The following is an 11,594-nucleotide window of genomic DNA, read 5'->3' as shown; positions in this document are numbered from 1 at the left end:
GGGCGGCGCCGGGGCGCGCGGCCGGGGGCGGCCGCACGCCGCCGCGCGGTGGGCGGGCCCGCCGGAACGGACCCGCCCCGCGGCCGTGCGGCAGCGCCCTACGCCTTGCCCTCGGAGCCCTCAGGACCGTCGGCGCCCTCAGGACCGTCGGCGCCCTCGGGCGCGCCGGACCCGGCTCCGCCCTCCGGCGTCCCGGACCTCTCCGGCGCGCTCTCCTCCGCCTCGTGCGGCCCGTCGTGGCCCAGACCGCCGCCGAGGTAGGCGGCCTGCACGTCGGGGTCGTCGAGCAGGTCGGCGGCCGGAGCGCTCTTGACGACGCGCCCGGTCTCCAGGACGTAGGCCCGGTGGGCCAGCTTCAGCGCCTGCTGGGCGTTCTGCTCCACCAGCAGCACCGTGGTGCCGCGCCGGTTGATCTCCTCGATGATCTCGAAGATCTGCTGCACCAGCAGCGGCGCCAGGCCCATGGACGGCTCGTCCAGCAGCAGGACCTTCGGCTTGGCCATCAGCGCCCGGCCGATGGCGAGCATCTGCTGCTCACCGCCGGACATGGTGCCGGCCGCCTGGTCGCGGCGCTCGGCCAGCCGCGGGAACAGCTCGTATGCCTCGGCCAGCTCGGCGCTGAAGTCACCCGAGCGGGTGTAGGCGCCCATCAGCAGGTTGTCGTGGACCGTCATGCCGGGGAAGATGCCGCGCCCCTCGGGCGCCTGCCCCAGGCCCGCGATCACCCGCTTGTGACCGGGCATCCTGCTGATGTCCTGGCCGTCGAAGATGATCTGTCCCGACGTCAGGCCGCGCAGCCCGGAGATCGTCTTCAGGGTCGTGGTCTTGCCCGCGCCGTTCGCCCCGATGAGCGTGACGATCTCGCCCTGGTTCACCTCGACCGAGATGCCCTTGAGGGCCGCGATCTTGCCGTAGTGGACGTGGATGTCCTTGATCTCAAGAAGCATCTGCGGGTGCCCCCAAATACGCCTCGACGACCCTGGGGTCGTTCCGCACCTCGTCCGGCAGGCCGTCCGCGATCTTCTGGCCGAAGTCCAGCACCGCGATCCGGTCGCTGATGCCCATGATGAGGCTCATGTCGTGCTCGATGATCAGAATCGTCCGCCCGGCGTCCCGGATCTGGCGGATGAGCTGCTGCAGCGCCACCTTCTCCGCCGGGTTCATGCCCGCCGCCGGCTCGTCCAGCAGCAGCAGCTTCGGGTCGGTCGCCAGCGCGCGGGCGATCTCCAGCCGGCGCTGGTCTCCGTAGGGGAGGTTCTTGGCCAGGTCGTGCGCCCGGTGCGGGATGCCCACGAACTCCAGCAGCTCCTCCGCCAGCCTGCGGCCGTCCCGCTCCGCCTGGCGGTGCCAGGGCAGGCCGAGCGCCACGCTGACCATGCCGGACCGGTGGTGGGCGTCCGCGCCCACCATGATGTTCTCGACCGCGGTCATGTTGTGGAAGAGCCGGATGTTCTGGAACGTCCGGGCGACGCCCTTCCGGGTGATCTTGAAGCGCTTGATGCCGCTGATCTTCTCGCCCAGGAACCGGACCTCGCCCTCGGTCGGCCGGTAGACGCCGGTCACCACGTTGAACACCGTGGTCTTGCCCGCGCCGTTCGGGCCGATGAGCGCGAAGATCTCACCCTCGTTGACCGTGAGGTTCACGTCGTTCAGCGCCGTGACGCCGCCGAACCGCATGACGAGGTCCTTCAGCTCCAGCATCGCGCGGCCGCCGCGTTCCCGCTCCGCCGCACTCGCTCCGGTGCTCACTTGGAAGCCACCTCCTCATTGTGCGACTCCGGTCCGGACACCTCGGCGCCGAGCGTGCCCATTCCGCCTGATCCCTCTTTCAGCTCCGCCTTGCGCTGCCGCGACGGCAGCAGGCCCTCCGGGCGGAAGATCATCAGCGCCACGAGCACCGCGCCGAAGATCAGCATGCGGTACTCCTGCAGGCCGCGGAAGCGCTCGGGCAGCCACGCCACGAGGAACGCGCCCAGCATGACGCCCGGCAGGTTGCCGGAGCCGCCCATGACCACGGCGGCCAGGATCGTCGCCGAGAGCAGGAACTGGAAGTCGTTGGGGTTGATCGAGATGGACTTGGCGGCCCACAGCACGCCCATCGCGCCGCCGATCGCGGCGCCGATGGCGAAGGCGAGGATCTTGAAGCGGAAGGTCGGCACACCCATGACCTCGGCCGCGTCCTCGTCCTCGCGGATCGCCGCCCAGGCGCGTCCCACCCGGCTCTTCTCCCAGCGCTTCACCAGGATGATCACGATGACGGCCAGCGCCACCAGCAGGTAGTAGTAGGGCCGCGGGTCGAGCACGCCGTACTTGAAGATCTCGACGTCGCCGATGAAGATGCCCTCGATGCTCGGCGGGTGCGGGATGCCCCGCAGGCCGTTCGGGCCGCCGATCGCGTCGGTGTTCCGCGCGGTGATGCGGATGATCTCACCGAAGCCCAGGGTGACGATCGCCAGGTAGTCACCGCGCAGCCGCAGCGTCGGGGCGCCCAGCGTGATGCCCGACAGCGCGCAGATCAGGATGCCGACCACCATGATGAGCCAGAAGTTCCAGCCCAGCCTGGTGCCGATCAGCGCCATCGTGTAGCCGCCGACCGCGTAGAAGGCGACGAAGCCCAGGTCCAGCAGGCCGGCCTGGCCCACCACCACGTTCAGGCCGATGGCCAGCAGCACGTAGGTGCCGATCGGGAAGAACAGGATCGTCGCCCAGTCGGTGTCCGGCGACATGAAGCTGCCGATCGTCTCCGACGGCAGCAGGAGCGCCCCCACGATCAGGAGGATGTAGACGAGCCAGCGCTGCCAGCCCGGCGCCTGCTGCCAGCGGTCGTGCATCACGTCGCCGGCATGGCTGAGCCGGTCGCGGAACCCTGCCAAGGAAGTCTGCTTCTCGTTCATGCGCGCGCCTGCTGAAGTGATTCACCGAGGATGCCGGTGGGGCGGAACATCAGGACCAGGACCAGGATGGTGAAGGAGATCACGTGCTTCCAGTCGGAGCCGAAGAAGATCGCCCCGTAGTTCTCCACCAGCCCGAGGGTGATTCCGCCGACGAGGGCGCCCCGCAGGTTGCCGATGCCGCCCAGGACCGCCGCGGTGAACGCCTTGATGCCGAAGAGGAAACCGATGATGTAGCTCGTGTTCTCGTACGCGATCAGGTAGAGCGCGCCGGCCACGCCGGCCATGGCGCCGCCGATGAGGAAGGTCATCCGCACGATGGAGTCGATGTTGACGCCCATCAGGACCGCCGCCTCGGGGTTCTGGGCGGTGGCGCGGATGCCGCGACCGATCTTGGTGCGGTTCACCAGCCGGTCCAGCACGATCATCATGCCGACCGCCGCCACGATGACCAGCACCTGGTCCACCCGGACGGGGTGGCCCGCGATGGAGAACAGCTCCGTGCGCTCCATCAGGCGGGGCATGCCCATCTGGATGCGGCCCTGCTGGGGGCGGTCGAAGACCTGGGGGATGATGACGAGCGCGAACAGCTCCTGGAGGAAGATCGAGGCGCCGATCGCGGAGATGAGGGCGGCGAGCCGGGAGGCGCCCCTCCGCCGCAGCGGCCGGTAGGCGATGCGCTCCAGCGCCACCGCCGTGCCCGCCGAGGCCAGCATGCCGGCCAGGATCATCAGGATGATCACGCCCACCAGCGCCAGGCCGGTGAGCGCCGAGTTGATGCCCAGCACGAACGGCACGAACATCGCGCCGAAGGTGCCGATCATGAACACTTCCGAGTGCGCGAAGTTGATCAGCCGGAGCACGCCGTACACCATCGTGTAGCCGAGCGCGATCAGGGCGTAGATCGACCCGAAGGCCAGGCCGTCGACCGTCGACGGCCAGAACTGATTGATGAAGTCATTGAACACTGGGGATTACCACTTCTAGCGGGGATCGCCTGCACTGTCCGGTAGCCACCGCTCCCGGCCCCGTCTCGTGGACCGGTCCGGAAGTGCGCGGGGAGCGGGACCGCACCGCGGTCTCCGCTCCCCGCGCTCAACTACCCAAACTCTCCTCGGAGCTCCGGACTCAGCCCAGCTTCGCCTCCGCGGCCTTGCCGAGCAGCGTGATCACGCCGCCCTTGACCTGGTAGATGTAGATGTCCTTGGCCTCGACCTCACCGTTGGGCTGGAACTTCACCTGCTTGGAGACGCCGGCGAAGTTCACCGTCGAGATGAACTGGTTGATGTCCTCGGCCGTGGTCTTGCCGGCCTTGATCGCCTCGATGAAGACGGTGGCGGCGTCGTAGCCCTCGGAGGCGTAGATCGCCGGGTCGGCGCTGTAGGCGGCCTTGTAGGCGTCGGCGAAGGCCTTCACCTTGGCGTCCGTGACGTCCGGGGTGGCGAGGTAGCAGGGGCAGCCGATGAGCGCGCCCTCGGCGTTGCCGGCGCCGGCGCCCTCGATCAGACCCTTGTCCAGCGAGCCGTCACCGGACAGGAACTTGGCCTGCACGCCCTTGTCCCGCAGCTGCTTGAGCAGGTTGCCGGCTGCCGAGTAGTAGCCGCCGAAGAAGATCGCGTCCGGCTTGGCCGCGGCGACCTTGTTCACGACCGAGGAGAAGTCGCTCTCGTCGGGGTCCAGCGAGTCGTCGGTCACCGTGGCGCCCTTGGTCTTCAGCTGGGCGCGGACGGCGTCGGCGAGCGGCTTGCCGTACTCGGACTTGTCGTCGATGACGAACACGTTCTTCGCCCCCGCACCGTCGACGATGAAGTCGGCGATGCCCGGGCCCTGCACGCCGTCGTTCGGCAGCACGCGGTGCCAGTACTTCCAGCCGTTCTCCGCGAGCTTCACGTTCGTCGCGGACGCGGAGACGCTCGGGATCTTGCCCTCCTCCAGCACCGGGCCGACCTGAGCCGACTCGCCGGAGAACGCCGGACCGACCAGACCCACGATCTTGTCGGTCTTGATGGCCTGCTGGGCCAGGGCGACGGCCTTGGACGGGTCGGCCTGGCTGTCGTACTCGACCAGCTCGATCTTGACCTTCGGGTTGGTCTTGTTGTACTCGTCGATGGCGAGCTTCGCACCGTTCCGCGGCGGGATGACGATGCCGGAGTCGGCGCCGGTCAGGTCGCCCATGAAGCCGATCTTCACCGTGCTCGGAGCCGCACCCGTGTCACCTCCGCCGGACGAAGTCCCCGTGTCACCCCCACCACAGGCGGCGAGAGTAAGAGAGAGCGCCAGACCGGCAGCGAGCACTCCACCGAGGCGAGCAGTCTTAGACCGCAAGATTGCCTTCCTTCCACCCAGTCCTTCGTCAGAACGGGGTTCACAGATGCCCACCGCTACGGGGCGGGCAGGGGGTCGTGTCGGTTAGTACAACCAGCGGATGTCACAGGTCGGTACACGAAGGCCCACCGTTACCTGTTCGTTACGACACCGATCCTAATCATCTACCAGCGGAAAGGCGGCGCTCACCGCCGACCTGCGATCTTTTCCGTCCCACCTTGTGGACATGCGAGAGCCCGCACGGCCGCCCCCTCGGGGGGGCCGTGCGGGCTCTCGTGCGGACCGCTCGGGGCGCCGCAGGGGCGCGCGGCCCTGACAGGCCGCTGTCAGGACTCCTGCGCCCCCGCGCCCTCCGGGCCGGTCTGGGGCTCCCGGGAGGAGCCGGAGGACTCGCCGACGACGATCTGCGCCACCTGGCGCATGCTCAGCCGCCGGTCCATCGACGCCTTCTGGATCCACCGGAACGCCTGCGGCTCGGTCCAGCCGTGCTCCGCCATGAGCAGGCCCTTGGCCCGCTCCACCAGCTTGCGCGTCTCCAGCCGCTCCGAGAGCGTCCCGACCTCCCGCTCCAGGGCCGTGATCTCCTCGTGCCGGCTCACCGCCATCTCGATCGCCGGGACCAGGTCCGACTTCGTGAACGGCTTGACCAGGTAGGCCATCGCCCCGGCGTCGCGGGCGCGCTCCACCAGATCCCGCTGCGAGAACGCCGTCAGGATCAGGCACGGCGCGATCCGCTGCGACACGATCCGCTCGGCGGCCGAGATCCCGTCCAGGACGGGCATCTTCACGTCCAGGATGACCAGGTCGGGCTTGAGCTCCGCGGCCAGCTTGACCGCGGTCTCCCCGTCTCCGGCCTCCCCGACGACGGCGTATCCGTCCTCTTCCAGCATCTCCCTGAGATCGAGGCGGATCAGAGCCTCGTCTTCCGCGATCACCACTCGCCGCTGCGTACTCACGAGCAAGAGCGTACAGAGGTCCGCTAGATTGGAACCACGTCGGCACCTGCGATCGATCTCCCCATCGGCTAAGATCGCCGCCATCGGTTAGGATCCAGACAAACCGGCGGATATGCCCCGATATCCCAATGGCAGAGGAAGTGGTCTCAAACACCACCTAGTGTGGGTTCGAATCCCACTCGGGGCACCTCGTCGAAGCCACCCGGCCCGCGCCGGGTGGCTTCCGCGTCTCCGGCCCGCCGCACCCCGCGCCTCCGCCGGACCGCCGCCTCCGTCCCCGGCCCCTCCGGACGCCTCCGAGGCCCTCCGGGCGTGCCGGCGCTCCGACCCCGGCCGCCGGACCACCCGGGGCATGCCGCACCCGGGGGACACCGTACCAATGGTGTCCTATATGTCGTCTTTAATATTTTTCATCCATAAAAATGGATTTATAGGGGTATTCCCTCCTGTTCGAGAAGGGCTCATCGCCCCGATGGGTCCGCCGTACGTCACCGCAGGAGGCCCCCAATGGCCGCTCCCATCGATTTCGGGCGGGGCGTGTCCGACGCCTGGGCGTCGCTCGTCGCCTTCGTGCCCAAGTTCGTCGCGTTCCTGGTGATCCTGCTGGCCGGCTGGGTCATCGCCAAGCTCCTGCACAAGGGGGTCGACGCCGTCCTGGAGCGGATCGGCTTCGACCGGTGGGTCGAGCGCGGCGGGATCGGCCGCGCGCTGGAACGCAGCCGCTACGACGCCTCCGACCTGATCGCCAAGCTCGTCTACTACGGGGTCCTGCTGATCACGCTACAGGCCGCCTTCTCGGTCTTCGGCCCCAACCCGGTCAGCACCCTGCTCGGCGGCGTGGTGGCGTGGCTGCCGAAGGCCGCCGTGGCCATCGTGATCGTGGTGATCGCCGCGGCCATCGCCAACGCGGTGAAGGACATCGTCTCGGGCGCCCTGGGCGGCCTGTCCTACGGGCGCCTGCTGGCGAACATCGCCGCGGTGTTCATCCTCGCCCTGGGCGTGATCGCCGCGCTGAACCAGATCGGAGTGGCGACCACGGTGACCACACCGGTGCTGGTGGCCGTCCTGGCGACCGTCGCCGGCATCCTCGTGGTCGGCGTCGGCGGCGGCCTGGTCCGGCCGATGCAGCGGCGCTGGGAGGGATGGCTGGACCGCGCGGAGCGCGAGACGGACGCCCTGCGCGGCCAGGCGGCCGCCTACGACCGCGGCCGCACGGACGCGATGTCGTCGGCGGAGGCGCGCGGGCCCGCCCACCCGCCGGCCTCGGGCGGCGCGCCGCACCCGTCCGGCGAGGGGGTGCTGCACTCCGCGCCGGGACCGCACTCCCGGCCCGGGGAGGCGCCGCCGCCGCGGGGGTGACCGCCGCGCCGGGCGCCCAGGGGCTTCAGGCCGCGGGTTCCGGGTCGAGCATCAGGCACACCGCGCTGAGCCGCAGCGCCGCGAAGTCCAGGGGCTGCTCGCAGGGGGCCGGGACCCGCCAGCCCGCCTCGTGGGCGCCGTCCCAGAAACCGATGAGGTAGCCGACGAGGGAGTCCCGGCCGACCGGCTGCCCGAGGGAGGCGATGGCCTGCCTGACCTCGGCCGCGTGCTGGTCGAGGGCGGCGCCGACGCCGGGATGCAGGGCGCGCAGGTCCAGCACCCGCTGGGCGAACTGCGCGCGGATCCGGGCGGGCCACGAGTCTTCGGACACGGTCGTTCCCTGGGGGTCGGTGCTGCCGGGTACGGCAGTCACGATAGACCGCTCCCAGGAGAGCTTTGTGCCATGAATGACCGGTTTCGCCCCTTGCGGTGAGCCCTGCACCGGTTCCGCACCGGTACGGCTCCGCCGGGCGGGGACGGGCCGCCCCTCCCCCGCCTCATGCGGGCCGTACGGTCCTCAGACGGCGGCCCCTATGGTGTGGACCCGCAGGGAGTTGGTGGTGCCGGCGTGACCGGGCGGGGAGCCGGAGACGATGACGACCTTGTCGCCCTTCTCCAGCCGGGCCTGGGTGAGGAGGGCCGCCTCGACCTGGCGGACCATGTCGTCGGTGTGGTGGACGAAGGGGACCTCGAAGGTCTCCACGCCCCACACGAGCGCGAGCTGGTTGCGGACCTGCGGGGCGGAGGTGAAGGCCAGCAGCGGGATCGGCGAGCGGTAGCGGGCCAGGCGCCGGGCGGTCTCACCGGACATCGTGAAGGCCACCAGGGCCTTGGCCCCGACGATGGCGCCGACCTCGGCGGCGGCCCGGGCGATGGCGCCGCCGGTGGTCTCCGGCAGGCGGGTCAGGCGGTGGGTCGCCTCCAGCACGGACCGCTCGGCGGCGGTGGCGATGCGGCTCATCGTCTCGACCGACTGGATCGGGTAGTTGCCGACGGAGGTCTCACCGGAGAGCATGACGGCGTCGGCGCCGTCCATGACGGCGTAGGCGACGTCGGAGGCCTCGGCCCGGGTCGGGCGCGGGGCGTTCATCATCGAGTCGAGCATCTGGGTGGCGACGATGACCGGGTGGGCCTTCTCCCGGCAGAGCTCGATGGCGCGCTGCTGGACGATCGGCACCTCCTCCAGCGGCAGCTCGACGCCGAGGTCGCCGCGGGCGACCATGATGCCGTCGAAGGCGTCGACGATCTCCGGGAGGCAGGCGACGGCCTCCGGCTTCTCGATCTTCGCGAGGAGGGGGACCCGGACGGCCTCCTGCTCCATGATGTTGCGCACCACGTGGGCGTCGGCGGGGCGGCGCACGAACGAGAGCGCGATCATGTCGAACCCGGTGCGCAGCGCCCAGCGGAGGTCGGCCTCGTCCTTGTCGGTGAGGGCGGGGGCGCTGACCTTGACGCCGGGCAGGTTGAGGCCCTTGTTGTCGGAGATCATGCCGCCGACGACGACGCGGGTGACGACGCGGGGGCCGTCGACCCCGGTCACCTCCAGGTGGAGGCGGCCGTCGTCGACGAGGATGGTGTCACCGGGGCGGACGTCCTTCGGCAGGCCCGTGTAGGTGGTGGAGACCTGCTCGCGGTCGCCGGGGACCTCTTCGGTGGTGATGGTGAAGACGTCACCGAAGCCGAGGCGGACCGGGCCCTCCTCGAACTTGCCGACACGGATCTTGGGTCCCTGCAGGTCCGCGAGCACGCCCACGCCGCGGCCGAGTTCGGCGGCGGCCTCCCTCACCCTGTCGTAGACCTCCTTGTGCAGCTCGTGGCTGCCGTGGCTGAGGTTGAAGCGGGCCACGTCCATGCCTGCGGCGATGAGCTCGCGGAGGCGTTCGGGAGAGGAGGTGGCTGGGCCGAGAGTGCAGACGATTTTCGCGCGACGAGTCACGGGTCCTAGCCTAATTGGTACAGACCACTCGGATGTGACGGTGCTCATAGCGTCAGAGAAAAAATCGGTGACATGACGCTATCCCGGGGTCACCCGAGGTGGCGAATCGACCCCTCCGTCCGAGGATCGCACCGTTCGCGCCTTCCGTCGCCGGATGAGCCGGACGTATCCGATCCAGGAGACCGCCACGAGGAGCGCGACGGCCAGGCGGGCGACGGTCGTGTGCTCCTCCGGGTAGATCACGCCCTCGATGTAGTGGTCGATGAACCCCTCCGGCGGGAGCCCGCGCTCCCCCGCGGTGCGCCGGCCCCAGTCCTCGGCGACGGTCAGGGGGCACTCGACCCCGGTGGCGACGGAGACGACACCCCAGGCCGCCGCCGCGAGGTGCGCCGCGATCAGGCGGGGCCAGCGCCAGGCGAGGAAGCCGCCGACCGCCATGAAGACGAGGAAGAGGAAGTGCACCACCATGGCGGCTTCCCCGATGAGGCGATACGCCATGCTCCACGATAAGCCGGGCCCGGCCCCGGCGGCATCCGTGTTCTCACCGGCCCCCGTCGCGGGGGTCTCTCCGGGGACGCCCCCGCGGGTCCTCCGGAATCCGCCGGGAACGCCCCGCGGGCGTCAGGGGAAGGTCCGGGGACCCGCCTGCGAGGGGCCGGGGGTACGGGCCGGCCGGGTCCCGGGAGGGGCCGGGCGGGTCAGCCGCGCGGGACGGTGGCGGCCCGGGCGGCGTCGACGACGCCGCGGCCGTAGAAGCCGTTGCGGGACTTCCCTCCCTCGCAGGTGTGCGTCTCCTTGCGCCCCCCGTGGCGGTAGACGTGCGCGCGGGGCGAGGGGCAGGCCCGCTTGACGGCGCTGGCGTACAGCAGGCGCTCGACCTCGGCGGGGGGCATGGTGAGGCCGCCCCGCCCGGAGCCGTCCGGCGTGCCGAAGCGGCTGATCAGGATCGCGGCGACGCCGGTGGCGTGCGGGGCCGCCATGGAGGTGCCGGCGAGGTACTGGTAGTAGGCGCAGGTGCCGTTGCGGCAGTCGCGCACCACCTCGGGCTCGGTGGGTCCGCCGTCCGCGGCGAGCACGCCCCGCTCGCGCAGCACGTGCTCCGGCACGGCGGCCAGGACCATCGCGGCCGGGTCGTACTCCCCCGCGGCGTACTCGTCGCCCCCGGGGGCCGCCAGGTCCGTCTGCTCGATCCCGTAGTCGGAGTAGTAGGCCTTGTCCCCGCCGGGGCCGACGGAGGAGACCGACACGACGCCCTCGGACTCGGCGGGCACGGTGAGGCAGGAGTTGTCGATCCTGCGCGTCCGCGCGGCCTCCGGGGGGTGGTCGGGGCTCGCCGTGTCGGTCTTCGGGCGGCCGAGGTCGGTGGCGCCGTTGCCGATGGCCCCGACGAGCGTGACGCCGCGCTCGCGGGCGTAGTCGAGGGCGCGCTGCATGCCGGTGACGATGCCGCGCTGCTCGATCCGCTCGGCCGGGGAGTCGGCGGGGTTGGCGGCGCAGTTGAACAGCCACGGGTCCACGTAGTAGCTCATGTTGACCACGTCGATGCCGGTGTCGGCGGCGTAGGTGAGCGCGTCGAGGCTGGGCTTGAGGAAGAACAGGCCCGAGTCCTGCCCGGCGCGGAGGTTGACCAGGGTCACCTCCGGGGCGACCCCGGCGACGCCGAGGCCGTTGACCGGGGAGGCGATGGTGCCGGCCACGTGGGTGCCGTGGCCGTCGTCGTCCCAGTCGGCGGGGTCCTTGCAGCCGGCGAACTCGCAGGGCCCGTCGAGGGGGGCGCCGGTGGAGTCGGTGGGCCGGTCGGTGACGAAGTTGCGGCTGCGCGCGCGGTCGAAGTTGGGCGCGATGTCGGGGTGCCCGCCGTCCACACCGGTGTCGATGACGCCGACCAGGACCCTCCGGTCGCCGGGTGCGGTGGCGTGGGAGCCGCGGGCGGTGGCGCCGATCATCTGCATGTCCCACTGGCGGGCGGCGAGCGGCTCGGCCCGCTCGGAGAAGGCGCGGCCGTCGGGGAAGGACGCCCCGGCCCCCGTGCCGGGCCACCGCGTGCCGGGCCACCGCGTGCCGGGCCACCGGCCCGGAGCGGCGCCGTCGCCGGATCCGGACGCCCCGGTGCCGGCGGACGCGGCC

General features: G+C 70.9%; 11 protein-coding genes and 1 tRNA gene. 2 read left to right on the top strand and 10 right to left on the bottom strand.

The genetic code is table 11. From position 1 onward, the window contains the following. Positions 1 to 98: 98 nt before the first annotated feature. The 6 genes from ABD823_RS33345 to ABD823_RS33320 all read right to left on the bottom strand — a co-directional run bounded on the left by ABD823_RS33345 (position 99) and on the right by ABD823_RS33320 (position 6,154). Positions 99 to 947 (bottom strand): ABC transporter ATP-binding protein, encoded by an 849-nt coding sequence (locus ABD823_RS33345; protein WP_344866745.1) that lies wholly within the window; start codon positions 945 to 947, stop codon positions 99 to 101. Next, positions 937 to 1,749, bottom strand: coding sequence for an ABC transporter ATP-binding protein (locus ABD823_RS33340; protein WP_425566700.1), 813 nt, complete (start codon positions 1,747 to 1,749; stop codon positions 937 to 939). The genes ABD823_RS33345 and ABD823_RS33340 overlap by 11 nt, the downstream gene beginning before the upstream one ends. Continuing rightward, positions 1,746 to 2,894, bottom strand: coding sequence for a branched-chain amino acid ABC transporter permease (locus ABD823_RS33335; protein WP_344866743.1), 1,149 nt, complete (start codon positions 2,892 to 2,894; stop codon positions 1,746 to 1,748). Before ABD823_RS33335 ends, ABD823_RS33340 begins: the two co-directional genes overlap by 4 nt. After that, entirely contained in the window at positions 2,891 to 3,859 is a 969-nt protein-coding gene (locus tag ABD823_RS33330; RefSeq protein ID WP_344866741.1) for a branched-chain amino acid ABC transporter permease, read from the bottom strand. Before ABD823_RS33330 ends, ABD823_RS33335 begins: the two co-directional genes overlap by 4 nt. Positions 3,860 to 4,019: 160 nt before the next feature. Continuing rightward, a complete protein-coding gene (locus ABD823_RS33325) occupies positions 4,020 to 5,186 on the bottom strand; it encodes a branched-chain amino acid ABC transporter substrate-binding protein (protein WP_344866739.1) in 1,167 nt (388 codons plus the stop codon). Positions 5,187 to 5,542: 356 nt separating this feature from the next. Next, positions 5,543 to 6,154 (bottom strand): ANTAR domain-containing response regulator, encoded by a 612-nt coding sequence (locus ABD823_RS33320; protein WP_344866749.1) that lies wholly within the window; start codon positions 6,152 to 6,154, stop codon positions 5,543 to 5,545. A 132-nt stretch (positions 6,155 to 6,286) separates the two neighbouring features. Here ABD823_RS33320 and ABD823_RS33315 point away from each other — a divergent pair. Together ABD823_RS33315 and ABD823_RS33310 are read left to right on the top strand one after the other, a co-directional pair. Beyond that, positions 6,287 to 6,359, top strand: a tRNA-Leu gene (locus ABD823_RS33315). A 332-nt stretch (positions 6,360 to 6,691) separates the two neighbouring features. Further along, a complete protein-coding gene (locus tag ABD823_RS33310) occupies positions 6,692 to 7,531 on the top strand; it encodes a mechanosensitive ion channel family protein (RefSeq protein ID WP_344866747.1) in 840 nt (279 codons plus the stop codon). Positions 7,532 to 7,556: 25 nt separating this feature from the next. Here ABD823_RS33310 and ABD823_RS33305 read toward each other — a convergent pair whose 3' ends face one another. From ABD823_RS33305 to ABD823_RS33290, 4 genes are all read right to left on the bottom strand, one after another. Beyond that, positions 7,557 to 7,862, bottom strand: a complete 306-nt coding sequence (locus ABD823_RS33305) for a DUF6401 family natural product biosynthesis protein (RefSeq protein ID WP_344866737.1) — start codon at positions 7,860 to 7,862, stop codon at positions 7,557 to 7,559. Between the two features lie 186 nt (positions 7,863 to 8,048). Beyond that, a complete protein-coding gene (pyk, locus tag ABD823_RS33300) occupies positions 8,049 to 9,467 on the bottom strand; it encodes a pyruvate kinase (protein ID WP_344866735.1) in 1,419 nt (472 codons plus the stop codon). A 78-nt stretch (positions 9,468 to 9,545) separates the two neighbouring features. After that, the gene (locus tag ABD823_RS33295) at positions 9,546 to 9,965 is read right to left on the bottom strand and encodes a DUF2784 domain-containing protein (protein ID WP_344866733.1); all 420 of its coding nucleotides are present in this window, start codon (positions 9,963 to 9,965) and stop codon (positions 9,546 to 9,548) included. Between the two features lie 200 nt (positions 9,966 to 10,165). Further along, positions 10,166 to 11,594 (bottom strand): S8 family serine peptidase (locus ABD823_RS33290; protein WP_344866731.1); only part of this gene is annotated, 1,429 nt, incomplete at its 5' end.

It is taken from the genome of Planomonospora alba, from assembly GCF_039534085.1.
Taxonomy (GTDB): domain Bacteria; phylum Actinomycetota; class Actinomycetes; order Streptosporangiales; family Streptosporangiaceae; genus Planomonospora_B; species Planomonospora_B alba.
Note: the sequence above shows the minus strand (reverse complement) of the source record. Positions and strands in the feature narration are given on the sequence as shown.